Annotated in this window: 23 protein-coding genes; 10 read left to right on the top strand and 13 right to left on the bottom strand. The window is 72.6% G+C overall.

Annotated features, from left to right (window positions below; all coding sequences use genetic code 11):
- Positions 1–34: 34 nt before the first annotated feature.
- A complete protein-coding gene (locus K4B79_RS16265) occupies positions 35–961 on the top strand; it encodes an oxidoreductase (protein ID WP_232027298.1) in 927 nt (308 codons plus the stop codon).
- 22 nt (positions 962–983) lie between these two features.
- Here the strand turns inward: K4B79_RS16265 and K4B79_RS16260 are convergent, their stop codons facing one another.
- The 6 genes from K4B79_RS16260 to K4B79_RS16235 form a co-directional block, all read right to left on the bottom strand.
- Positions 984–1,634 carry a LysE family translocator gene (locus K4B79_RS16260; protein ID WP_232027598.1) on the bottom strand — a complete coding sequence of 217 codons (651 nt, stop codon included), beginning with the start codon at positions 1,632–1,634 and terminating at the stop codon, positions 984–986.
- A gap of 45 nt (positions 1,635–1,679) precedes the next feature.
- Positions 1,680–2,462, bottom strand: coding sequence for an SDR family NAD(P)-dependent oxidoreductase (locus tag K4B79_RS16255; RefSeq protein ID WP_232027297.1), 783 nt, complete (start codon positions 2,460–2,462; stop codon positions 1,680–1,682).
- 77 nt (positions 2,463–2,539) lie between these two features.
- The gene (locus tag K4B79_RS16250; protein ID WP_232027296.1) at positions 2,540–3,124 is read right to left on the bottom strand and encodes a TetR/AcrR family transcriptional regulator; all 585 of its coding nucleotides are present in this window, start codon (positions 3,122–3,124) and stop codon (positions 2,540–2,542) included.
- A 46-nt stretch (positions 3,125–3,170) separates the two neighbouring features.
- Positions 3,171–3,521, bottom strand: coding sequence for a nitrite reductase small subunit NirD (gene nirD / locus K4B79_RS16245; protein ID WP_232027295.1), 351 nt, complete (start codon positions 3,519–3,521; stop codon positions 3,171–3,173).
- Positions 3,518–6,133 (bottom strand): nitrite reductase large subunit NirB, encoded by a 2,616-nt coding sequence (gene nirB, locus K4B79_RS16240; protein ID WP_232027294.1) that lies wholly within the window; start codon positions 6,131–6,133, stop codon positions 3,518–3,520. Before nirB ends, nirD begins: the two co-directional genes overlap by 4 nt.
- Positions 6,133–7,458, bottom strand: a complete 1,326-nt coding sequence (locus tag K4B79_RS16235; RefSeq protein WP_232027293.1) for an NAD(P)/FAD-dependent oxidoreductase — start codon at positions 7,456–7,458, stop codon at positions 6,133–6,135. Before K4B79_RS16235 ends, nirB begins: the two co-directional genes overlap by 1 nt.
- Before the next feature lie 310 nt (positions 7,459–7,768).
- Between K4B79_RS16235 and K4B79_RS16230 the strand changes: the two genes are divergently transcribed.
- Entirely contained in the window at positions 7,769–8,551 is a 783-nt protein-coding gene (locus K4B79_RS16230; protein WP_232027292.1) for a sulfite exporter TauE/SafE family protein, read from the top strand.
- On the opposite strand, the gene K4B79_RS16225 is transcribed toward K4B79_RS16230, so the two are convergent.
- Positions 8,548–9,453: an NAD(P)-dependent oxidoreductase gene (locus K4B79_RS16225; protein ID WP_232027291.1), complete on the bottom strand. Its 906-nt coding sequence runs from the start codon at positions 9,451–9,453 to the stop codon at positions 8,548–8,550. The genes K4B79_RS16230 and K4B79_RS16225 overlap by 4 nt on opposite strands.
- 158 nt (positions 9,454–9,611) lie before the next feature.
- Here K4B79_RS16225 and K4B79_RS16220 point away from each other — a divergent pair, with 158 nt between their 5' ends.
- Entirely contained in the window at positions 9,612–9,977 is a 366-nt protein-coding gene (locus K4B79_RS16220) for a winged helix-turn-helix transcriptional regulator (RefSeq protein ID WP_232027596.1), read from the top strand.
- Here K4B79_RS16220 and K4B79_RS16215 read toward each other — a convergent pair.
- Both K4B79_RS16215 and K4B79_RS16210 read right to left on the bottom strand, forming a co-directional pair.
- Positions 9,912–10,556, bottom strand: a complete 645-nt coding sequence (locus tag K4B79_RS16215) for a class F sortase (protein ID WP_232027290.1) — start codon at positions 10,554–10,556, stop codon at positions 9,912–9,914. The genes K4B79_RS16220 and K4B79_RS16215 overlap by 66 nt on opposite strands.
- Positions 10,557–10,687: 131 nt before the next feature.
- Entirely contained in the window at positions 10,688–11,209 is a 522-nt protein-coding gene (locus tag K4B79_RS16210; protein ID WP_232027289.1) for a hypothetical protein, read from the bottom strand.
- Positions 11,210–11,465: 256 nt separating this feature from the next.
- Here K4B79_RS16210 and K4B79_RS16205 point away from each other — a divergent pair, with 256 nt between their 5' ends.
- The gene (locus tag K4B79_RS16205; protein ID WP_232027288.1) at positions 11,466–11,906 is read left to right on the top strand and encodes a VOC family protein; all 441 of its coding nucleotides are present in this window, start codon (positions 11,466–11,468) and stop codon (positions 11,904–11,906) included.
- A gap of 43 nt (positions 11,907–11,949) precedes the next feature.
- On the opposite strand, the gene K4B79_RS16200 is transcribed toward K4B79_RS16205, so the two are convergent.
- Positions 11,950–13,596 carry a M4 family metallopeptidase gene (locus K4B79_RS16200; protein ID WP_232027287.1) on the bottom strand — a complete coding sequence of 549 codons (1,647 nt, stop codon included), beginning with the start codon at positions 13,594–13,596 and terminating at the stop codon, positions 11,950–11,952.
- Between the two features lie 132 nt (positions 13,597–13,728).
- Between K4B79_RS16200 and K4B79_RS16195 the strand changes: the two genes are divergently transcribed.
- The gene (locus K4B79_RS16195; protein WP_232027286.1) at positions 13,729–14,157 is read left to right on the top strand and encodes a gamma-glutamylcyclotransferase family protein; all 429 of its coding nucleotides are present in this window, start codon (positions 13,729–13,731) and stop codon (positions 14,155–14,157) included.
- A gap of 155 nt (positions 14,158–14,312) precedes the next feature.
- On the opposite strand, the gene K4B79_RS16190 is transcribed toward K4B79_RS16195, so the two are convergent.
- Entirely contained in the window at positions 14,313–16,517 is a 2,205-nt protein-coding gene (locus tag K4B79_RS16190; RefSeq protein ID WP_232027285.1) for a molybdopterin oxidoreductase family protein, read from the bottom strand.
- Between the two features lie 389 nt (positions 16,518–16,906).
- On the opposite strand from K4B79_RS16190, the gene K4B79_RS16185 reads away from it, so the two are divergent.
- The gene (locus K4B79_RS16185; protein WP_308280439.1) at positions 16,907–18,208 is read left to right on the top strand and encodes an AMP-binding protein; all 1,302 of its coding nucleotides are present in this window, start codon (positions 16,907–16,909) and stop codon (positions 18,206–18,208) included.
- Between the two features lie 506 nt (positions 18,209–18,714).
- On the opposite strand, the gene K4B79_RS16180 is transcribed toward K4B79_RS16185, so the two are convergent.
- Positions 18,715–18,894 (bottom strand): hypothetical protein, encoded by a 180-nt coding sequence (locus K4B79_RS16180; protein ID WP_232027284.1) that lies wholly within the window; start codon positions 18,892–18,894, stop codon positions 18,715–18,717.
- Here K4B79_RS16180 and K4B79_RS16175 point away from each other — a divergent pair.
- Both K4B79_RS16175 and K4B79_RS16170 read left to right on the top strand, forming a co-directional pair.
- Positions 18,881–19,948, top strand: a complete 1,068-nt coding sequence (locus K4B79_RS16175; RefSeq protein WP_232027283.1) for a helix-turn-helix domain-containing protein — start codon at positions 18,881–18,883, stop codon at positions 19,946–19,948. The genes K4B79_RS16180 and K4B79_RS16175 overlap by 14 nt on opposite strands.
- Entirely contained in the window at positions 19,945–20,349 is a 405-nt protein-coding gene (locus K4B79_RS16170) for a hypothetical protein (RefSeq protein ID WP_232027282.1), read from the top strand. Before K4B79_RS16175 ends, K4B79_RS16170 begins: the two co-directional genes overlap by 4 nt.
- Positions 20,350–20,394: 45 nt before the next feature.
- On the opposite strand, the gene K4B79_RS16165 is transcribed toward K4B79_RS16170, so the two are convergent.
- Positions 20,395–21,081 (bottom strand): SanA/YdcF family protein, encoded by a 687-nt coding sequence (locus K4B79_RS16165; RefSeq protein WP_232027281.1) that lies wholly within the window; start codon positions 21,079–21,081, stop codon positions 20,395–20,397.
- A gap of 214 nt (positions 21,082–21,295) precedes the next feature.
- Here K4B79_RS16165 and K4B79_RS16160 point away from each other — a divergent pair, with 214 nt between their 5' ends.
- Positions 21,296–22,156, top strand: a complete 861-nt coding sequence (locus tag K4B79_RS16160; RefSeq protein ID WP_232027280.1) for a sirohydrochlorin chelatase — start codon at positions 21,296–21,298, stop codon at positions 22,154–22,156.
- 63 nt (positions 22,157–22,219) lie between these two features.
- Positions 22,220–23,476: a deoxyguanosinetriphosphate triphosphohydrolase gene (locus K4B79_RS16155; RefSeq protein ID WP_232027279.1), complete on the top strand. Its 1,257-nt coding sequence runs from the start codon at positions 22,220–22,222 to the stop codon at positions 23,474–23,476.
- Positions 23,477–23,590 lie beyond the last annotated feature (114 nt).

Here is a 23,590-nt window from a genome sequence, read left to right as displayed (position 1 = left end):
CTGAACCGCACCCTTCGGCGGAGGGAGGCCGGCCATGTCCGGCTGGAGCGAGAAGGACATCCCCGACCAGAGCGGCCGCGTCGCCGTGGTCACCGGGGCCAACAGCGGCATCGGGTACGCCGCCGCGCGGGAGCTGGCGCGCGGCGGCGCCCGGGTGGTGCTCGCCTGCCGCAGCGAGGCGCGGGGCAACGCGGCCGGTGACCGGCTGGCCGCCGAAGTCCCGGGCGCGGAGGTGGAGTTCACCCGCCTGGACCTCGGGGACCTGGTCTCCGTCCGGCAGTTCGCGCAGGCATTCTCGTACGACCGTCTCGACCTGCTCGTCAACAACGCGGGCGTGATGGCGCTGCCGTACGGGACGACGGCGGACGGGTTCGAGACGCAGTTCGGCGTCAACCACCTGGGGCACTTCGCGCTCACCGGACTGCTGCTGTCCCCGCTGCTGGCCACCGGGGGAGCCCGGGTGGTGACCGTCTCCAGTACGACCCACGTACTGGCGAACATCGACATCGACGACCTCAACAGCGAGCGCCGGTACCGCCGTTGGACGGCCTACGCCCGGTCCAAGACCGCCAACCTGCTCTTCACCCACGAGCTGGCGCGCCGGCTGGCGGCACACGACTCGGACGTGATCGCGGCGGCGGCCCACCCGGGGTACGCGGCGACCAACCTCCAGACCGCGGGCCCCCGGATGTCCGGCCGCAAGGGCAGCGAGCGGTTCATGCGGATCGGCAACCGCTTCTTCGCGCAGTCCGCGGACGCGGGCGCGCTGCCCACGCTCTACGCGGCGACGGCACCCGACGTACGCCCCGACGCGTTCATCGGGCCGGCCTTCGGAGGGTGGCGTGGAGCGCCGAAACCCTCCTGGCGGGCGCCGTGGACGCGCGACGACCGGGCGGGGGAGCTGCTGTGGGAGGCGTCGGAGCGACTGACGGGAGTGACGTACCAGGCCTTGAAGGTGTAGCCCAGAAGGCCCCCAGGATCTGTCAGTCCTTGCGGCCGGTCGCGGCCACCGTCACACCCAGCCCGATCATGGTGAGCCCGCCGACCCCGCCCACCAGGGACAGGCGTCGCGGCGAGCGCGCGAACCAGCCCCGCGCGGTCGCCGCGACCAGGCCCCACACGGCGTCGGACGCCAGCGCGATGACGTTGAACACCAGCCCGAGCAGCAGCATCTGCGCGGCCACATGCCCTTGGGCGCGGTCCACGAACTGCGGCAGCACGGCGGCGAAGAACACGATCGTCTTGGGGTTGGTCACCCCGACCGCGAACCCCTCCCAGAAGGTGCGCAGCCCGCCGGGCCCCGACCCGGCCCCCGACACGTCCTCGGCGAAGGCCTCCCGCAGCGACCCGCGTCCCCGCCACGCCCTGACGCCCAGGTACACGAGATAGGCGGCACCGGCGAGCTTGAGCGCGGTGAACACCAGGACCGAGCGCTCCACGATCGAGCCGACCCCGAACGCGACGGCCAGGACCAGCACATAGGCGCCGGCCGTGTTCCCCGCCACCGTGGTCAGCGCGGCGCGCCTGCCCTGGGCGAGCGCCCGCCCGATCACGAACAGCACGCTGGGTCCGGGGACCACGATCAGCAGGAACGACATCGCGGCGAAGGCGAGAAGACGGTCGGTGGACACCATGGCCGTCATGCAAGCACGTCGGGGATCCCGCCTCCAGTGGTTTTCTCAGGCCGTGGAACCGCCGTCCACCACCAGGTCCGTCCCCACCACCGAGGCCGCCTCGTCCGAGGACAGGTACAGCACCGCGGCCGCCACCTCCTCGACGGTGGAGACGCGGCCGAGGGGCACCGCGGTCCTCATCCGCTCGGCGCGCCCGGCCTCCGTCTCGCCCGGCTGGAGGGACATGCTCGTCGCGCTGGCGCCCGGGCTGACGGCGTTGACGCGCACCCCGTCCGCGATGTGGTCCAGGGCCGCGCCGCGGGTGAGGATCGAGACGGCCGCCTTGGTGGCGCCGTAGGCGGTGGTGCCGGGGATGCGTCCGTGGACGCCGATCCGCGAGGCGATGTTGACGATCGCGCCGCCGCCGGGCTGGGTGCGCATCTGGCGGACCTCGGCCTGGAGGGCGAGCAGGACGCCCGTGACGTTGATGTCGAGCATCCGGCGCCAGGCGTCCTCGTCCACGTCCGCGAGAGGCAGGCCGGCGCCCTCCAGGACGCCCGCGTTGTTGACCGCGATGTCCAGTGAGCCGAAGTGGTCCACAGCGGCCTGGACGAGCGCCCGCAGGTCGTCGGCGCTGGTCACGTCGGCGGTGACGGCCAGTGCCTTGCCGCCCGCCTGCTCGACGAGGGCCTTGGTCGCGTCGAGGGGTTCGCGTCGGCGTCCGGCGACGACGACGTTCGCGCCCTCGGCGGCGAACGCGAGCGCGATGCCCCGCCCGAGGCCGGACCCCGCGCCGGTGACGAGGGCGGTACGGCCGGTGAAGCGGGTGGTGCGTGTGGTGTCGGGCATGATCATGGTCTCCCTTATTTGACCGATCGGTTCAATATGAGGGCAGGGGAAAAGCCCCTGCCGGGGCAGGGGCCGGTTCAGTCGAGCAAGGTCAGCGCCTGCTCCGCCGCGTCCCGCACCCGGGCCGGGTCCGCCGACGCCTTGCCGACGACCCGCATGCCCTGCATCAGGACCAGCAGCATGCGGGCGAGGGCGCGCGGATCGCGGTCCTCGCCCAGTTCGCCCTGGGCCTGCGCGCGCGTCAGCGCCGAGTGCAGCAGGGTCTCGAAGTGGTCCCAGCTGTGCTCGACCCGCCGGGCCGCGGCCGGGTCGTGCGGGGCGAGTTCGGCGGCCGTGTTGACCACGAAACAGCCGTTCAGGCGCCGACCCGCGTCCGCCGACTCCGCCGCGAAACGGCGGATCACCGACCGGACGGAGGGCAGCGCCGGGCCCGGTTGCGACAGCTCCCGCAGCAACTGCGGGTCGCAGGACTCCTGGTAGCGGTCCAGCGCCCGCAGATACAGCTCGTGCTTGTTGCCGAAGGTGGCGTAGATGCTGGCCCGCCCGATGCCGAGGTGCTCGACGAGGTCGGACATCGACGTCGCCTCGTAGCCGCGCCGCCAGAACAGCTCAAGGGCTGACTGGAGCGCGGCGTCCGGATCGAACTCCTTGGTCCTGGCCATGTACCGCAGCCTAGGCCCATCCAGAACGAACGGTCAAGAAACCGGATTACGCCACCCGTACCTCGTACGTCGCGATCCGCACCGACTCCTCGTCCAGGCACTGCCCCGTCTCCAGGTCGAACCGCTGCTTCAGCAGGGGCGAGGCGACGAACGGGCGGCCCTGGTGGGTGCCGGTCAGGCCGCGGGAGAGGACGGCCGCGCCGCCGAAGGGGTCACGGTTGTCGACGGCGTACAGCTTGCCGTGGCGGTCGCGGAACAGGGCGGCCTGGCGGCCGTCGGGCAGCAGTGCCGCCACGCCCCGGCCGGGGAGCAGCCGGTCCAGCTCGCAGACCGTGAACCAGCCGTCCTCCAGCTGGAGTTGGATCTTGAGGTCGGTGGTCTCGGGTGCCAGGGTCATCGCTGGGCGCTTCCTTCCAGGGGGCGGTGGCCGATGGTCAGCAGCGGCAGGTCGGGCTTGATCTGGTCGCGCTCGGGGACGAACCCGACGACCGGGTCGGGGGTGTCGGGGGCGTTCACGAAGGACACGAACCGGGCGAGCTTCTCGGGGTCGTTGATGGTCGTCGCCCACTCGTCGGCGTAGTGGGCGACATGGGCCGTCATCAGGGACTCCAGCTCCTCGCAGATGCCGAGGGAGTCCTCCACGACCACGTCGCGCACGTGGTCCAGGCCGCCGGGGATCCGCTCCAGCCAGGTCGAGGTGCGCTCCAGGCGGTCCGCGGTGCGGATGTAGAACATCAGGAACCGGTCGATCAGCTTGATCAGTTCGGCGTCGGACAGGTCCTGGGCGAGCAGGTCCGCGTGGCGCGGGGTGGCGCCGCCGTTGCCGCCGACGTAGAGGTTCCAGCCGCCCGAGGTGGCGATCACGCCGAAGTCCTTGGACTGGGCCTCGGCGCACTCGCGGGCGCAGCCCGACACCGCGGACTTGAGCTTGTGGGGGGACCTGAGCCCCCGGTACCGCAGCTCCAGGTCGATCGCCATGCGGACGGAGTCCTGGACGCCGTAGCGGCACCAGGTCTGGCCGACGCAGGACTTCACCGTACGGAGGGACTTTCCGTAGGCGTGTCCCGACTCGAAGCCGGCGTCCACCAACCTCGTCCAGATCAGCGGGAGTTGTTCCACCCGCGCGCCGAACATGTCGATCCGCTGGCCGCCGGTGATCTTCGTGTAGAGGCCGAAGTCGCGGGCGATCTCGCCGATCACGATCAGGCCCTCGGGGGTGATCTCACCACCGGGGATGCGCGGGACGACCGAGTACGAGCCGTTCTTCTGGAGGTTGGCCAGGAAGTGGTCGTTGGAGTCCTGGAGGGCCGCCTGCTCGCCGTCCAGGACGTAGTTGCTCGCGCCGATCGTCGGGGCGAGGGAGGCGATGATCGAGCCGACCGCCGGCTTGCAGATCTCGCAGCCGTCGCCGCCCTTGGCGCCGTCGCGGCCGTAGCGGTCCAGCAGGTCCTGGTAGGAGTTGATGCGCAGGGCGAGGACGATCTCGTACAGCTCCTCGCGGGTCTGCGAGAAGCAGCCGCACAGGCCCTTGTCGACCTCGACGCCGGACGCCTCCAGCTCGGCGGTGACCAGCTGGCCGAGGACCTTGACGCAACTGCCGCAGGTGGTACCGGCCTTGGTGCACTTCTTCACCTCGGGCACGGTGGTGCACTGGTGGTCGGTGACCGCGGCGCGGATCGTGCCCTTGCGGACGTTGTTGCAGGAGCAGATGATCGCGTCGTCCGGCAGCGCGGTCGGGCCGAGCTGGACGGACTCCCCGGCACCGGCCGGCAGCACCAGCGACTCGGGCGAGACCGGCGGGACCGAGCCGGTGAACGCCTTCAGCGTGCCGTACGCCTCCGCGTCGCCGACCAGGATGCCGCCGAGCAGCGTGCCGTCGCGGCCGATGACCAGCTTCTTGTACAGGCCGGAGCGGGAGTCGGAGTAGACGACGTCCAGGCAGTCCTCGGCGGTGCCGTGCGCGTCGCCGAAGGACGCCACGTCCACGCCGAGCAGCTTCAGCTTGGTGGACAGGTCGGCGCCGGTGAACGTCAGCTCCTCGGCCTCGTCGGCGGCGATCGTCGCGGCGGCCGTCTCGGCCTGCTCGTAGCCGGGGGCGACCAGGCCGTAGACCCGGCCGTCGGAGGCCAGCGCGCACTCGCCGATGGCGAAGACGTGCGGGTCGGAGACCGTACGGCACTGCTCGTCGACGGAGATGCCGCCGCGCTCGCCGACCGTCAGACCGCAGTCGCGGGCGAGCTGGTCGCGGGGGCGGACACCGGCGCTGAACACCACCATGTCGGTGGCGAGTTCGGAACCGTCGGACAGCTTCATACCGGTGACCGCGCCGTCGGAACCGACCACGATCTCCTGCGTACCGACGCCCGTGTGGACGCTCAGGCCCATCTCCTCGATGGTCCGCAGCAGGGCCGCGCCACCGCCGTCGTCGACCTGCACCGGCATCAGGCGCGGCGCGAACTCCACGATGTGCGCCTCGACGCCCAGGCCCTTCAGCGCGCCCGCGGCCTCCAGCCCCAGCAGACCGCCGCCGACCACGGCACCGGTGGTCGCCTTCGACTTCGCGTACGCCTCGATCGCGAGCAGGTCCTCGATCGTGCGGTAGACGAAGCAGCCCTCGGCGTCCTTGTTGGGCACCGGCGGCACGAAGGGGTACGAGCCGGTGGCGAGGACGAGGACGTCGTACTCGAAGACCTGACCGGAGCGCGCGGTGACCTTGCGGGCCTCGCGGTCGACGGTCTCGGCCGGGTCGCCGACGTACAGCTCGATGCCGTGCGTCTCGATGAACGCCATGTCGGTCATCGACAGGTCCTCGGGCGTCTTGCCCGAGAAGTACGAGGTCAGCGCCACGCGGTCATACGCCGGACGGGGCTCCTCGCACAGCACGACCACGCGGTGCGTGGCGGTCAGGCCGCGCTCGGCGAGCGCCTCCAGGAAGCGCTGGCCGACCATGCCGTGGCCGACGAGGACGATCGTGGGGGTGGCCTCCGTGGCCTCCGGGGTGGCGGTCATCAGGAGCCTCCATCGTTGGTGAGCAGGTGGAGCAGAGGGGCACCGTCGGCGGGGAGCGGCTCTGCTCCCTCCCAGGCGCGGGCGAGTGCGCCGACGGTGCCCAGTTCGCCGACGAGGACCCCGCCGACCAGACGGTCGTCGCGGACGACGACCTTGCGGTAGGTGCCGCGGGTGGCGTCGGCGAGCTGAACCACGTCGTCGCCGGGGAGCGCCTCGGTCTCGCCGAACGCGGCGAGGTCGAAGAAGCCCTCACCGGCCAGCGTCAGCCGGGTCAGCGACCGGGTGCCGGTGTAACGGGCGGCCGGGTCGCCCGCGGCGCCCGCCTCGCTCGCCAGCAACTCGGCCAGCACGTCGGCCTGTTCGAGCGCCGGGGTGGCCAGCCCGTACACCGTGCCGTCGTGCTGCGCGCAGTCGCCGAGGGCCCGGATGTGCGGGTCGGAGGTGCGCAGCTCGTCGTCCACGACGATGCCCTTGCGGACGTCGAGGCCGGCGACCTGGGCCAGACCCACTCGCGGGTGGACCCCGCAGGCCAGGACCACGAGGTCGGCGTCCATGGCGTATCCGTCGGCCATCTCCACCGAGCGGACCGTGCCGCCGACGCAGCGCACGTCCCGCACGCGCAGGTGGGTGTGGATCTCGACGCCGAGGTCCGTCAGGTGCCGCCGGACCAGCTTGGAGGCGCCCGGGTCGAGCTGCCGTTCCATCAGCCGCTCGGACTGCTGGGCGAGGACGACCTGGGCGCCGCGCAGGGCGAGCGCGCGGGCCGCGGAGACCCCGAGCAGGCCGCCGCCGATGACGACCGCCCGCACACCCGGCCGGACCGCTTCGGACAGGCCCAGGCAGTCGTCCATCGTGCGGAAGGCGTGGACGCCGTCCGGCAGGACGTGGTCGGGGGTGCTGTGCCTTCCCGGGGGACGACCCCCGGACCCCCGGCCGGAAGAACGGGTCGGACCGCCTGCCCGATGTGCCGGTGCGAGGTACGCGTTCGCGAACAGACCGCGCAGCGGTGGCAGCACCGGGTTGGAGCCGGTGGCCAGGACCAGGGTGTCGTATGCGATCTTGGTGCCGTCGGCGCACTCGACGGTCCGCTTCGCGCGGTCGATGCCGGTGACCCGGGCGCGGACCAGGTCGGCGGGCGCCGGGAGCGCGATCACCTCGGGGCTGTAGCGGCCGGCCAGCACCTCGGCGAGGAGCACCCTGTTGTACGGGCGGTGCTCCTCGTCGCCGATGAGCGTCACGGCCGTGCCGAGCTCTCCGAGCCGCCGGGCGAGACGGACGCCCGCGAGTCCGGCGCCGATCACCACCACACGCGTATTCGAGGTCATGTTCAGGAGCGTGCGTGCTCGGTGTTACCCGGTGGCATCACCTCTGTTTCCCGCGAGGAACGCTGCCCTCTTCGGAGCCGGCGGGTGAATGTGAGGGTTCGTGACGGGCCTCGGGGGCGCGCTGTGAGGCGGAAGCGGGCATCCCGGCCCGCACCTCGGGCGACACCCACCCGCACCTCGGGTTTCCGTGCAGACGGCATCGTCTACGACAGGGGGCGGCACACCCCGAGCGGAGGAACCCCTCAGAGGACCCTCAGAGGATGCTCAGGTCATTGGACAGGCCACTTATCCCGTCCTTAGGGTCGCGATCATGCCCGACATATCGCTGACCATGGTCGTCGCCCTCTGCCTCGCCGCCCTGGCGGCCGGCTGGATCGACGCCGTGGTCGGCGGCGGAGGCCTGCTGCTCCTGCCCGTGCTGCTCCTCGGGCTGCCGGCGAACACCCCGGCCGCCTACGCCCTCGGCACCAACAAGGCGGTCGCCATCGTCGGCACCTCGGGCGCGGCGGTGACGTACGCCCGCAAGGCCCCCGTGGACGTACGGCTGGCCGTACGCATCGGCCTCGCGGCCCTCGCCGGGTCCTCGGCGGGGGCGTTCTTCGCGGCCGGGATGAGCACGGACGTCCTCAAGCCGCTCATCATGGTGGTGCTGCTCGCGGTCGCCGCCTTCGTGATCCTGCGCCCCGCCTTCGGCACGGCCCCCGCGACCGGCCCCGCCACCCGCCGCCAGATCCTCGCCGCGATCGGACTCGCGGGCATCGGCATCGGCTTCTACGACGGTCTCATCGGCCCCGGCACCGGCACGTTCCTGGTGCTCGCCCTCACCGCCGTCCTCCACCTCGACCTGGTCACCGCCTCCGCCACCGCCAAGATCGTCAACTGCTGCACCAACGCGGGCGCCCTGGCCACGTTCGCCTGGCAGGGCACCGTCCTGTGGAAACTCGCCGCCCTCATGGCCCTGTTCAACCTCGCGGGCGGCATGCTCGGCGCCCACACCGCCCTGAAGAAGGGCAGCGGATTCGTCCGTGTCGTCCTGCTGACGGTGGTGTTCGCGCTGGTGGCGAACCTGGCGTACGAGCAGTGGCTGGCCTAGGACCCGGTGGTGAGCAGGTCGACCAGTCCGCTGGTGTCCTCGTGGCCGTTCCCGGCCGCGAGACGGCGCTCCATCAGGGCCATGTACGGCGTCAGCAGCTCGGGGCTCACACCCTGCTCCTCGGCCGTGCGCAGCAGGGTGGCGTTGCCCGCGACCTGCATGGCCAGGTTGGAGACGACCCCCTTGCCGTAGTCGCCGCTCTCCAGCTGGTCGGCGGCGGTGTGGACCATGGGCGCCATCGCGGTGAGCCAGCCCTGGAGCAGCGGGGCGAAGTCCTTCGGCGCGATGTCCTCACGGCGGATCAGCGCGAAGGCGTGCGTGATGCCCGCGAACATCCCCTCCATCGCGCTCAGCAGCGCCACGTCGTGCAGCGCGGCGAACCCCGGGTCCGCCCCGACGTAGGACGTCCCGGCGGGCACCGCGAGGGTGTCCCGGTGCTCCTCGAAGAGCGCGGCGGAACCGCTGTAGAAGACGTACGCCCCTGAATCGGCGGCCCCGATCATCGGCGGTACGGCCATGATCCCGGCGTCCAGGAAACGCGCGCCGCGCTCCTCGGCCCAGGCGGCCCGGGCCCGGCCCTGCGCGGGCGTGCCGGTGGTCAGGTTCACCAGGTCGCGGCCGGTGAGGTCGGCTCCGTCGAGGGCCTCGCCCACGGAGGCGTCGTCGAGCAGGCAGGCGATCACGAGACGGTTCGCGGCCACCGCCCCGGCGGCGCTCGCGGCGACCGTCGCGCCCTCGGCCGCGAGTGCCTCGGCGCGGGCGGGAGTGCGGTTCCAGACGGTGACGGGGTGCCCGGCGGCGAGCCAGGCGCGGGCCAGGGCGGTGCCCATGGCACCGGTGCCGAGGAGGGTGAGCGGGGTCCGGGGCGTGCGGGTGCTTGATACGGGTGCGTTGTCAGTCATGGCGTTTAGGCTCGTCGGTGGTGAACGACCTGCTCAAGTACGCACTTCGGAGTGGGTGGTTACCGCCGGGAAAGGATCCAGGCAGGGGAGGGGTGACCGGGGTGGCAGGGGTGACCGGACGACGGCCGGGAGCGTACGTCTGCGGGATCGACGCGGCGATGGACGTGATCGGCGGCAAGTGGAAGGTGCTGATCCTGTGGGCGCTGCACGTGCGCCCGTGCCGCTTCGGCGAGCTGCGCAGGGAGCTGCCGGGGGTGACGGAGAAGGTGCTGGCGGCGCACCTGCGGGAGCTGGAGGCGGACGGCATCGTGCACCGGGAGGCGTACGACGAGGTGCCGCCACGCGTGGAGTACTCCCTCACACCACGGGGGGCCACGCTCAACGAGGCGCTGGCGCCGCTGGGGGCGTGGGGCCGGGAGAACGTCCTCGGAGCCGGCGGAACACCGGAGGCTCCGGCGTCAGCGGCTGCTCCCCGTCAGGTGCGCGAAGACGACGACGTTCCCCTGATAGCCGGTCGTCCGTGAGTAGCCGCCCCCGCAGGTGATCACCCGGAGCTCGGGCCGCGCGGCCGCCCCGTACACCTTCGCGTCGGGAAAGCCGGTGGCCTTGTACACCTCCACCGCGTCCACCGTGAACACCGCGACCCCGCCGTCCCGACGGTCCACCTCGATGGCATCGCCCTTCTTCAGGGCGCCGAGGGCGTAGAAGACGGCGGGCCCGTCGGCGTTGTCGACATGCCCGGCGACGATCGCGGTGCCCGTCTCACCGGGAGTGGTCCCGGCCTCGTACCAGCCCGCGAGGTTCTCGTGCCGCGCCGGCGGCACGTCGAGACTGCCGGTCCCGGTCAGCCCCAGCCCCGTCAGCGGGGCGTCCACCCGGATCGAGGGGATGCGGATCCGGTCGGGCGGGGAGGGCGGCAGGGCCGGTGCGGAGCGCTCGTACCGTGCGGACCGCGCCGGGCCGTCGTCCCGGCCGACGTGCGCCTGCGCGGCGGACGGCTGCGGCGGCGCGTGCGTCTCGGCACCACTGCGCAACAGCCACGCCCCGGAACACAGGGCCACCACGGTCACGCCCGCTATGGCGGTGTTGCCGAACCTGCGCATGGCGACCCTCTCCCGACCCGGGCATGGTGACTTCGGCCGCGCCCTCCTTCCCCCTCCGGGCCGCGAGGGGCGTCGGACCCGGAGGGGGAGGGGACATGCGGTACCGGCGGACGGACAGCGGAGGGTGTCCGTCAGATCCCGTCGCCTCTCGCCCGGCGATGCAGGAGCCAGGTACCGCCCGCGGCGGCGACGGCGAGAGCCGCCACGCCGGCCGCGGTCTGCACGGGATCGGGGCCCAGAGCGCCGCCGACCCCCGTCTTCACACTGCCCCGGGGAGACACCTGCTGCCGTGCGGACGTGAGCGTGACCACCAGGTCGCCCGCGACCCGCCGACCGCTCTCCGCGCAGGTCCCGGCGATCTCGTACGTCCCCGGCTGCGCGCTCGGCGGCACCCGGAACCGCCCGATCGCCTCGCCGTCGCGCGCGCTCGGCGCCAGCGTGAACGCGCCCGCGCCCACCGCGCTGGCGTCGCCCGCCACCGTGCCGCCGTTCCCGCACGCCGCCGTGTTCACCGTGACCTGCCCGCCCGGCACGACCGTGGAGGGGTACACCTCCAGCGTCCCGGTGTCACCGCCGTACGCGGGCGCGGCGGCCGGGCCCGCGACGGCCACGGCGCACACGGCAGTGGTCAGCAGGCGGGCGGTACGGCGCATCGGTGCTCCCTCTGGCTCTCGGTGGGGCTGCCCTTCCGAGGTAAGTGGCAGCGGGCCCGAAGCGCTCCCTGAGAGAGCGTCAGAAATAGGATGAATGGGTGTCAGGAAACAGGCGCCCAGGGGTGGTCCGCGCGGTGTTTCAGCAGGTCACCAAGGTCTGGAGGGTGCCCCGGAAAAGTGGGTCCGAAGGGTGCCGGGCGGGGGTGTGAACGGGTGACGCCCTGCCGGGAGCGGGGCCCCGCAGTACGGTGTTTCCATGGAGCAGCGCATCACGTTGATCACGCTGGGAGTGTCCGATCTCGCCCGCTCCAAGGCCTTCTACGAGGCCCTCGGCTGGCGGGGACAAGAGGTCCAGGAGACCGTCTTCTTCCAGGCGGGCGGCCTGGGACTGGTCCTGTGGAGCCGTGAGAAGCTGGCCGCGGACTGCGGCCTGGAGGCCGGGCCGCCGCCGAGCGGCTTCGGGGGGATCGCCCTCGCGCACAACGTCCGCTCGGACGCGGAGGTCGACGCCCTGCTCGCGCTGGTGGAGAAGGCCGGCGGGACCGTCACCAAGCCCCCGGCGGTCAACGCCATCGGCTTCTACTCCAGCGCCTTCACCGACCCCGACGGCCACGCCTGGGAGGTCGCCCACAACCCGGCCTTCCCGCTGGCCGAGGACGGCACGGTCACCCTGCCGGACTTCGGCGCGGACCGGTAGCGCGGCGGGCCTCCCCGACGAAACCAGGGAGGCCCGCGCCCGCTCACTTCACGTTGACCGCGCTCCAGGCCGCCGCCACCGCGCCGTACTCGGTGCTGCCCGCCCCGTACAGGTCCTTCGCCGCGCTCAGCGTCGCCGTACGCGCTCCCGTGTAGTTCGTCGAGGACGTCATGTAGACCGTGAGAGCCCGGTACCAGATGGCGCCGAGCTTGTCCCGCCCGATGCCCTCGACCGTGGAGCCGTCGTGGGTGGGGGAGTCATAGGCGACCCCGTTGACGGTCTTCGGTCCGCTGCCCTCCGCCAGCAGGTAGGCGAAGTGGTTCGCGACGCCCGAGGAGTAGTGGACGTCGAGGTCGCCCAGCGAACCGCTCCAGTAGTCGGCCGAGCTGCCGTCCCTGGAGGGCTTGTCCATGTACCGCAGGGCGTCCCGCGCGAAGCCGGAGCGGACGACCTTCTCGCCGATGAGGTAGTCGCCGGGGTCGGAGGCGTTGTCGGCGTGGAACTCCACCAGGGTGCCGAAGATGTCGGAGGTGGCCTCGTTCAGGCCGCCTGACTCGCCCGAGTAGGTCAGCGCGGCCGTCTTCGAGGTCACGCCGTGTGTCATCTCGTGGCCCGCCACGTCCAGCGACACCAGCGGGCCCAGCTGGGTGCCGTCGCCGTCGCCGTAGGTCATGCAGAAGCAGGTGTCGTCCCAGAAGGCGTTGTTGTAGTTGGTGCCGTAGTGGACGCGGTTGTAGGAGCCCTTGCCGTCGCCCGCGATGCCGTTGCGGCCGTGGACGTCCTTGTAGTAGTCCCAGGTGACGTCGGTGCCGTACTGCGCGTCGACGGCGGCGGTGGCGCGGTCCGCGGTGGACCCCGTGCCCCAGTGGTTGTCCGCGTCGGTGAAGACCGTCGAGGGCGCACGGTTGAGGCACACGGTCAGCAGGCACAGGTCGGTCTTGTTGGCCGCGTCACCGGTGTACGTGTTCCCGCGCGTCGCGTCCTTCAACTGGTACGTCGATCCCGACAGGGTCGTCTCCAGCGGGACCGTGCCGCCGTACAGGGACCTGCCGTCGCCCGTCGCCGTCTCGACGGAGTCCCAGGCGTCGATCTGGCCGCCGGTGCCGGCGTCGGTCAGGACCGTGCGGGCGACCGGGTTGCCGTGGGAGTCCTGGGCGACGGCGTCGGTCCGCCAGGCCAGCTTCGGGGCGCCGTGCAGGGCGTCCACGACCAGCCGGGGCCTGGCCGTCAGCCGCTTCAGGGTCTCGCCGAGGTTCACGGCCTTGAGGGCGTTGACCGCGAGATCGGCGGCCTTCGGTGCCGACAGCGCGGGAGTGACGTCGGGCAGGGACACCGCGCTCCTCGTCGCGCGGTCGGCGCCGCGGTACGAGCCGTCCGGGGCCAGGTGGACCACGAAGTCACCGCCGAGCACGGGCAGGTGACGGTAGGTCCGGTCGTAGCGGACGTGCTGGGTGCCGTCCTTGTCGACGACGACGTCCCGGACCTTCGTCCCCTGGGCGGAGGTGAGACCGAGCTGCGCGGCCCGCTCCACGAGCACCGCGGCGGCGTTGTCGACAGCGGTGGCCCGGGTCGGCCGGTCGGCCGCGTCGGCGGTGGGGGAGAGCGCGGCGGCCACCAGGGTGGCGCCGGTGAGTGCCACACCGGCGGTGGCGAGACGGGAACCTCGGACATACGGCCGTATCCGACTCATCGATCTCCTAAGGAGGGCGCCCGGAGGCGCGAGGGCGCGGCGCTGATGCTGGTGACGACGAGTCAAGGTGCTCCGGACATGTCATGTCCAGGGCGCGTCTGAGGAGGTGTGTGAGGGGAGAGAATCGTTTCTGTGACGGCTCCCCGGCTCCCCTTCTTCGTCTACGGCACCCTCCGCCCCGGCGAGGTCAACCACGACCTCTTCCTGCGCGGCCGCACCCTCTCCGAACTCCCCGCCCGCCTCCCCGACGCGATGCTCTACGACGGTCCCGGCTATCCCTACGCCGTGGAGCAGCCCGGGGCCGTCGTGCACGGCGACCTCGTCACCGCCCTCCCCGAGACCTACACGGAGCTGCTGGCCGCGCTGGACCGCCTGGAGGAGTACACCCCGGGCGACACCCACAACCTCTACGAACGCGTCGAGCGCAAGGTCACCCTCCTCCCCAACGGCCACCGCACACCCGCCTGGGTGTACCTCGCCGCCCCCACCCTCACCATCCACCTACGCACCCACGGCACACCGATCGCCGGCGGCGACTGGCAGTCCCACGACCTGATGTAGCGGAGCGGCACGGGCGCCGACCTGACAAGTCCCGGGCGCGATAACCCCGTTCGGCCGCGAGCAGGGCTTTGCGGCGCCCTCCGACGTCCCACGCCGGGGCGGAGTCGCCGCACCGGCCCGATGGCGTCAGGTAGTTCGGGATCGCGGCGCGTGTTCTACCGCTTCACCGTTTCCAGTCGTACCGCGCATGTCTTGAACTCGGGCATGCGGGAGGTCGGGTCGAGGGCCGGGTTGGTGAGGGAGTTGGCCCGGCCCTCGCCGTACCAGTGGAAGGGCATGAAGACGGTGTCCGGGCGGATCGCGGTGGTGATGCGGGCCGGTGCCACGGCGCGGCCGCGCCGGGAGACCACGGCCACCGGGTCGCCCTCGGTCGCGCCCAGCCGTTCCGCGAGACGCGGGTGCAGTTCGACGAACGGGCCGGGCGCGGCGGCGTTGAGCTCGTCCACGCGGCGGGTCTGGGCGCCGGACTGGTACTGCGCCACCACCCGCCCCGTCGTCAGCAGCACCGGGTACTCGGCGTCGGGTTCCTCCGCGGACGCCCGGTGCGAGACGGGCACGAACCGGGCCCGCCCGTCCGGCGTCGCGAACCGGTCGAGGAAGAGGCGCGGGGTGCCCGGATGGACCTCGCCGTTCCCGCTGTCCCGGGCGCCCCGGGTGTCCGCGGTGCCCCCGACATCCCCGACATCCCCGAGGTCCCCGAGGTCCTGGGCGCCCTCGGTGTCCGCCGTGCCCCCGATGTCCGCGAGGCCCGCCTCCGGTGCCGGGCACGGCCAGAACACGCCGTTCTCCTCGGCCAGGCGGCGGTAGGTGATGCCGGAGTAGTCCGCCGCCCCGCCCGCGCTCGCGCGTCGCAGTTCCTCGAAGACCTCCTCGGGGTCGGTCGGGAAGCCCTTCTCCACGCCGAGCCGGTCGGCCAGTTCGTGCATGATCTCCAGGTCGCTGCGGACGCCCTCGGGCGGGGTGATCGCCTGGCGCCGCAGCAGCACGCGGCCCTCCAGGTTGGTCGTCGTGCCCGTCTCCTCCGCCCACTGCGTGACCGGCAGGACGACGTCCGCGAGCGCGGCGGTCTCCGACAGCACGACGTCACACACGGCGAGGAAGTCGAGGGACTTGATCCGCTCCTCGATGTGCGCGGCGTGCGGCGCCGACACCACCGGGTTGGACCCCATCAGCAGCAGTGACCTGATGTCCGTACCGAGGGCGTCCAGAAGTTCGTAGGCACTGCGTCCCGGCCCGGGGAGGCTGTCCGGGTCCACGCCCCACACCTCGGCCACGTGCCGCCGTGCCGCCGGGTCGTCCAGCTTGCGGTAGCCGGGCAACTGGTCGGCCTTCTGGCCGTGTTCGCGCCCGCCCTGCCCGTTGCCCTGCCCGGTCAGGCAGCCGTACCCGGACAGCGGGCGCCCCGCGCGGCCGGTCGCCAGGCACAGGTTGATCCAGGCGCCCACGGTGTCGGTGCCCTTGGACTGCTGCTCGGGCCCGCGCGCGGTCAGCACCATCGCGGCCTCCGGCTCGCAGAACATCCGTACCGTCTCCCGCAGTTGGGGCACGGACACCCCCGTGATCCGCTCCACGTACTCCGGCCAGTGGGCCATCGCTGCCGCCCGGGCCTCCTCCCAGCCGACCGTGCGCTCACGGACGTACTCCTCGTCCACCCGCCCCTCGGCGACGACCAGGTGCAGCAGGCCGAGCGCGAGCGCGAGGTCGGTGCCGGGGCGGGGCGCCAGATGCAGGTCGGCCTGCTCGGCCGTCTTCGTGCGGCGCGGATCGATGACGATCAGCGTGCCGCCGTTCTCGCGCAGTTCGGTGAAGTACCGCAGCGACGGCGGCATGGTCTCCGCGGGGTTGGAGCCGACGAGGATCACACACCCCGTCCGCGGGATGTCCTCCAGCGGGAAGGGCAGCCCCCGGTCCAGGCCGAACGCCTTGATGCCCCCGGCCGCCGCGGACGACATGCAGAACCGTCCGTTGTAGTCGATCTGCGAGGTGCCGAGCACGATCCGGGCGAACTTGCCGAGCGTGTACGCCTTCTCGTTCGTCAGACCGCCGCCGCCGAAGACCCCGCACGCGTCCGGGCCATGTTCCGCGCGCGTGCGGGACAACTCCGCGGCGATCCGGTCGAGTGCCTCGTCCCAGGAGGCGGGCACGAGCGTGCCCCCGGAGCGCACCAGCGGGGAGGTGAGGCGCACCCGGGACGAGAGCACCGCCGGCGCCGTACGGCCCTTGCCGCACAGCGCGCCCCGGTTCACCGGGAAGTCCGCGCGCTCGCTCACCTCGACGGTCCCGCCTTCGACGGGCGTCAGATTCATCCCGCACTGCAGGGCGCAGTACGGGCAGTGCGTGGGCGTCGCGGAGTTCGGCATGCCTCTCAGCGTGCTTCGGCCGTGTTACGCCGACGGGGGCTGTCTGTTACGCGCCCGGTGCGGGGACCTCCCGGCGGCCGGTCGGCGACCGTGAGGCGCGGGGCTGCCCAACCCCTAGGTCGCCGCCGGAGGGGAGGGGAGTTGCCCCTGGCGTGAAAGACGCCACATGTGGCTCATTCCGTCGCGTCGTTGGCCGATCACGCCTTGTTGAGAGTGGAAACACCAGGACTACAGTCGAGCCGACATCCAGCACGGCACGACCGCCGCCCACCCCGCACGGCGTTCGGCATACCGGGCATGCCCGCCGCTCACCCCGGCAGCCGCCCGTGCGGCTGCGCCCCATGTGGCACCCCGTCCCTCGGAACAGCCAGCCAGGAGGTCCCCCAGCCATGCCCCTGCGCGACCTGAGCCCCCACGACCAGCGCCTCTTCCGCCAGTACGGCCACGGCCCCGCCGTCCCCCTCCCCGACCCCCTCGTCCACCACGCCGTGGAACGCCACGCCACCCAGGCCCCCCACACCGTCGCCGCCGAACACCTGGGCGGGACCATCACCTACGGTGAGCTCAACCGCTACGCCGACGCCCTCGCCGTCCGCCTGGCCAGGGAGGGCGTCCGCCCCGGCGACCACGTCGGACTCTTCGTACGCCGTTCGATCCCGATGCTCGTCGGACTGCTCGGCATCCTGAAGAGCGGCGCCGCCTACGTCCCGCAGGACATCGGCCGCGCTCCCCGGACCCGGCTCGCCCACGTGGTCCACGCGGCCGGCACCCGGGTCGTCCTCACCGTCGAGCAACACGCCCACCGCGTGCCGCTGCCCGCCGGCCACCGCCTGATCGCCCTCGACGGCCCCCTGCCCCGAGACCCGCGACGCGGCACCCCGCGCCCGGGGGTGAGCCCGGACGACGGCTGCCACATCCACTTCACCGACGGTGCCGACGGCCGCCCGCACCCCGTCAAGGTCACCCACCGCAACATCGCCAACCTGCTGCTCACCGGAGTCGGCGGCCTCGGCATCCGCCCCGGCGACCGCGTCGCCCAGCTCCTGGACCTCGCCTCCGCCACGGCCGCCTGGGAGATCCTCGGCTGCCTCGCCCACGGCGGCACCCTCGTCATCGGCGGCGAGGACACCGCGGCGGCCCGCACGGCCGACGTGATCGTCGCCACCCCGGCCGTCCTGTCCGGCCTGGACCCCGCGACCTGCCCCCGGGTCCGCACGGTCGCCGTCGCGGCGGACACCGGGGCGCCCTGTCCGCGCCCGCTCGCCGACCGCTGGGCCCGCCGGACCGACCTCCTGCACTGCTGGGGCCCGACGGGGACACCCGCCGCCGCCACCCCGCACCGCCACGACCCGGCCGCCCCCCTGCTCACCCTCGGCCGCCCGACCCCCAACAACACGGTGTACGTCCTCGACGCCGGCCGCCGACCCCTCCCCATCGGCGAGACCGGCGAACTGTGGACCGGCGGCGACTGCGTCCCGGCGGCCCTCCGCCCCCACGCCGGCCTCGACACCCCCGACGACCTCGGCACCGGCCCCTACGCCCCCGACCCCTTCCTCGGCGGCGACCGCCGCATGGCCCGCACCGGAGCCCTGGGCCGCTGGACCCCCGACGGCGAACTCGAACACCTCGGCCGCATCGACGAGCCCGCGCCCCACGCCCTGGAGCGTGCGCTGCATCTCACGGGGAGCTAGAGCAGGCCCGGCGGCGCAACACCGGGCGCTTCAAGGGGACTTCGGGCCGGAAGGGAAAAGCTGTACGCCAGGTGGATCTGTGCTTTCCTGCGCTGAAACGCGCGAACGCGTGAGCGAAACGTGGAGGGTGAGGGGCGGCGGTGGGGGAACCCGGGCGGGACGAGGGGCTGGACGACCTGCTGCGGATCGTGCGGCGGGGTGGTCGTCCGGAGGAGGCGCTGGAATGGCTCGGGCGACGAACGGGGACAGAAGTGGCCTGGATCGGTCCGGGCGGCGGGATCGACCTGGCCACCGCAGGCTTTCCCTGGGAGGCCCCCGAGGCGCTGGGGAAGCAGGTCGAGCGCCTCGCCGACGGCCGGCTCGGCGCGGTCACCACCCGCCTGGACGACTGGGAGGTACGCCTCGAAGCCTGCGGTCGGCGCGTGCCGCGCCCGGTACTCGCCACCGTCGGCGCGGCCGGCCTGTCCCGCGAGGCCGCGGCCCTCGTCTCCCGTGCCGGCGGGGTGTTACACCTGCTCGAAGAGGTGCGTCGAGCCGACCACAGCGTCCGCGGCCACGAGGAGAAGGCGCGGGTCCTGCGCTTCGCGGTACTGACCGCCCTGATGGCCGGGGACGTCCCCATGGCCCGCCGGATGACTCATCGGGATGTCCCGCCCCTCCTGGACGCCGAGCGTGTCCGCGTCCACCTCCTGCACTGCCCCGCCCGCCGACCGCGACCGGCTGGCCAGCACCTTCCAGGACGTCTCGGGTTACCACGGTGCCGGCCTGATGGTGCACTGCCCGGCCTACCTCGACCACCTGATCTGCCCGATCGCCGAGCGGGAGGACAGCGGCGGCGACACCGGCGCCGACACCCCGCGGGACCGGCTGGCGGGAGTGCTGCGACAGCTGGTGCGCGAGAACCCCGGCTACTCGCTCGGCGTCAGCAGACCGCACCCGATCGCCGCCACCGCCACGGCCTACGGCGAGGCCGTCCACGCCCTCGCCGTGGCCCGGAACTCCCCGGACCGTCTGGCCGTCTACCACGGCCACACCTCCCTCATCCCCGTGCTGCCGCGACCGGCGGCCCTCGCCTGGGCCCGCGCCCACGTCGAGCCGCTGCTCGCGGAACCCAAACTCACCCGTGAGGTCGTCCGCCTCGCCGTGAGCTTCCCCCGAGTCGCCGTGGCCCGACTGCTCGGCATCAGCCGCACCACCGTCGCGGCACACTGCGGCCGGGCCGAACGAGCGCTGGGCGCAGACCTCGGTGACGTCCGCGACCGCGCCGAACTGGACCTCGCCCTCTCTCTTGTCGGCCTCCCGCCCGAACCCGGACACGAGGCCCACCACGCCCCGCCGTCCCTCGGCCACCTCCTGCGCGACGCGTCCGTCGTCGACTGGGCGACGGCCTTCCTCCAGCCGCTCCACGGCGCCCGCCACCGCGACCTGCACACGACCGTGCGGACCTGGGTCGACCACGACGCGGACGCCCAGCGGACCGCCCAGGCCCTCGGTCTCAGCCGCAACACGGTACGGGCCCGCCTCCGCACCGCGGAACGCCTCCTCAACCGCGACCTGTTGACGACCGCCTCCGGCCTTCACGACGTCGTGCACGCGCTGACCGCCACTGATCACCGTGCACACCCCAGGGACGAAAGTGGCCACTGTGCACCGTGGTTCCGCCGGGACGACGACTCCACACTTGAGCCGAGCGGGTCGCACGACCCGTTCCAGATCAAGGTCCTGGGGGGCATCTCATGAGCAGGTTCCGTACCGGAGGAATCGTCGTCGCGGCGGCGGCGATGGTCATGCTGGCCAACTCGCCCGCCTCGGCGGGCACGAACGCCACGTCGTGGGGCCAGAGCAGCAAGCCCACATGCGACAGCAGTTCGATCGGCACCTTCGAGGACGAGGGTGACTGGTTCTACGTCAAGGACGTCTGCGCCGACAACATGTCCGCGGTCATCAAGGTGGACGTGGCCCCCTACCAGAGCGGTGGAGGCTACGACTTCACCATCTGGAACCCGGGTGGCAACGGCTCCACGAAGGAAGTGAACAAGAACTACGCCGAGGGCACGAACGTGTGCATCCAGGCCGGCATGGGCGAGTACAGCTCCGGCGAGTGGGGTCTGTTCGGCCGCTGGTCCTGCGGTCAGGCCTGACCTGTAGGACGGATCATGTGACGGTCGGCCCTCCGGCCCCGGTGCTCACCGGGCGTCCGCGAGGGCCTTTGCCACGCCCGTCTCCTTCGGGCCCAGGAACCGGGGGTCCGGCTCGAAGAGCACGTCCAGCGCGGCCTTGCCCGCCGCGAGGATCTCCCGGGCGCCCCCGTAGTACCAGGTGGCGTCGTGCCGGGCGTCGACGCCGACGCCGTACGACGACACTCCCGCCTCCTGGCAGAGCGCGACCGCGCGCCGGATGTGGAAGCCCTGGCTGATCAGTACGGCCTCGTCGACGCCGAAGATCTTCTTCGCGCGGACGCAGGAGTCCCAGGTGTCGAAGCCCGCGTAGTCGCTGACGATCCGCCGGTCCGGCACGCCGTGCCGGGTCAGATAGGTCCGCATGGCGTCCGGCTCGTCGTAGTCCCTGCGGCTGTTGTCCCCGGTGACGAGCACGACCTCGACCCGCCCCTCCCGGTACAGCCTCGCCGCCGCGTCCAGCCGGTGGGCGAGGTACGGCGAGGGCTCACCGGCCCACAGTCCGGCGCCGAAGACCACCGCGACCTCGGTGCGCGGCACGTCCTCGGCCGTCCGCAGCCGGTCGCCGGTCACGACGTACATCCAGGTCGCCGGCAGCAGGGCGAGCACGCACCCGGCCATCACCGCCTGCACCAGCCGCCGCCGCCCCGCGCGCGTGCGGGGCAGACGGGGTCTGCGGGGCTTCGGTAGGCGCATCGGACGGTCCCTCCCCGGTCGGTCGCTTCGACAGCCAGAGACGTCCCGTACAGCCCCGCGGTTCACCGTCCATAGCGTGACCAGCTTCACTTCCCCCGGCGAAACCGCAGGTCACTCCACCTCACAGACCCCCTGCACCCCACCGTGAACCCTCGGAAAAGACCCGTCATTCCTGTGCAATGGGGAGGCAACCTGCCCCCGTCACGATCGGTGCATGACGGCGACGAGTAAGACGGGCAAGTCGGAAGCTCCTCGCGACCACCTCGACAGTACGGCGCATCTCATGAACCGGATCAGCAGCCAGCTCTCCACCCAGCTCAGCCTCGTCTCGCTCGACGGCACCCGGCGCGCCGACCGGCCCGCGCTCGTCGTCGTGGCCCACGGCAGCCGGGACCCGCGCACCCTGAGCACGGTCCACCGGCTCCTGGACCGTGTCCGTGAGCAGCGCCCCGGCCTGTCCGTGCACCTGGGTCACATCGAGCTCAACGCGCCCCTGCTCCCGGACACGCTGGCGTCCCTGGGCGACGCGGAGGCCGTCCTCGTCCCGCTTCTGCTGAGCCGCGGCTACCACGTCAAGCGCGACATCCCCGAGATGGCGGCGGCCTCCCCGGCCCGCACCCGCGTGGCGGCGCCGCTGGGCCCGCACCCCCTGCTGGTGGAAACCCTGTACGCCCGTCTGGTGGAGGCCGGCTGGCGCACCGGGATGGACGAGGAGACCCGCCGCACCAGCGCGGTCGTCCTCGCCGCGGCCGGCTCCCGCGACCCCGAGGCGGCGGTGGACACCCGCCGCACGGCCCAGCTCCTGTCCGCCCGCCTGGGAGTCCCGGTCGTCCCGGCCTACGCCTCCGCGGCGACCCCCACGGTCGACACGGCGGTGCGCGCCCTGGCGGCCCGCGGCCGTCACCGGGTGGCGGTGGCGTCGTACTTCACGGCCCCGGGCCTGTTCGCGACCCAGTGCGCCGAGAAGGCCCCGTGGATCGCCTCGGCCCCCCTGGGCACCCACCCCGCGATGGCCGACCTGCTCCTCCACCGCTACGACCAGGCCATGGCGGTCCGGGTGACGACAGCCGCCTAGCCGCTCAACACATCTCGGCGGTCGTACAGGCGAATTGTCAGTCCCTGCCCTTACTGTCGAGACATGCCGTACGACCTGTCCTCAACCGAACGCTGGGCCCCGGAGCCGGACAAACGCCCCGGCCGCACCGCCTTCCAACGCGACCGCGCCCGCGTCCTCCACTCCTCCGCGCTCAGAAGGCTCGCCGGAAAAACCCAGGTCGTCACCCCGGGCGAGCGCAGCGCCTCCGCGTGGGACGCCAGCCCCCGCACCCGACTCACCCACTCCCTGGAGTGCGCCCAGGTCGGTCGCGAACTCGGCGCGGCCCTCGGCTGCGACCCGGATCTGGTCGAAGCCGCCTGTCTCTCCCACGACCTCGGCCACCCGCCCTTCGGTCACAACGGCGAACAGGCGCTGAACGAATTCGCCGAGGACTGCGGCGGTTTCGAGGGCAACGCCCAGTCCCTCAGACTCCTCACCCGCATCGAACCCAAACGCTTCACCCCGGAGGGCTCGGTCGGCCTCAACCTCACCAGAGCCGCCCTGGACGCCGCCACCAAGTACCCCTGGCCGCGCGGCGCGCACCCCACGGACCCCGGCTCCCCCAAGTTCGGGGTCTACGAGGACGACCGCCCCGTCTTCGACTGGGTCCGCAAGGACGCTCCCGGCACCCGCACCACCTTCGAGGCCCAGGTCATGGACTGGTCCGACGACGTGGCGTACTCCGTGCACGACGTCGAGGACGGCCTGCACGCCGGCCACATCGACCCCAACTGCCTGCACGCCGAACCGGAACGCCAGGCGGTCTTCGCGGTCGCCCTGGGCCGCTACGTCCCCGAGGACACCGATCCCGCGGAACTGGCGGAGGCCCTGGACCGGCTCCAGGACCAGCCCTGGTGGCCGCACGGCTACGACGGCTCGGCGGTCGCCCAGGCCCGCCTGAAGGACGCCACCAGCCAGCTCATCGGCCGCTTCTGCCTCGCCGCCGAGGCGGCCACCCGCGCCGCGTACGGCACCGGGCGGCTGACGCGCTACGACGCCGAACTCGTCGTACCCCGTCCGACGCGGCTGGAGTGCGCGGTCCTCAAGGCCGTCGCCGACCGGTACGTCATGCAGCGCGCCGAGCAGGAGCTGCTCCGCGCCGACCAGCGGATCGTGGTCGCCGAACTCGCCGAGGCGCTCACCGCGCGCGCCCCGGACGGCCTGGATCCGCAGTTCCGCGCGCTCTTCGACCGGGCGGCGGACGACCGTGCGCGCAAGCGGGTGATCGTCGACCAGATCGCCTCCCTCACCGACGCGTCCGCCCGTTCGCTTCACGCACGCTTGACGGGGAAGGCGTGAGGCGGAGGAGGCCCCCGTGACATGAATCGCGCCCGAATGTGACACTCCGTGGCCTGATCGGGCCACTCCCTCTTCCCCCATCACACTCCGTGCGGGACGCTCCCATGTGGCGGC

Origin of the sequence: Streptomyces lincolnensis, from assembly GCF_021173675.1 — a bacterium.
GTDB lineage: Bacteria > Actinomycetota > Actinomycetes > Streptomycetales > Streptomycetaceae > Streptomyces > Streptomyces lincolnensis_B.
The sequence above is the reverse complement of the archived record's forward strand: the minus strand, read 5'-3'. Positions and strand labels throughout refer to the sequence as shown.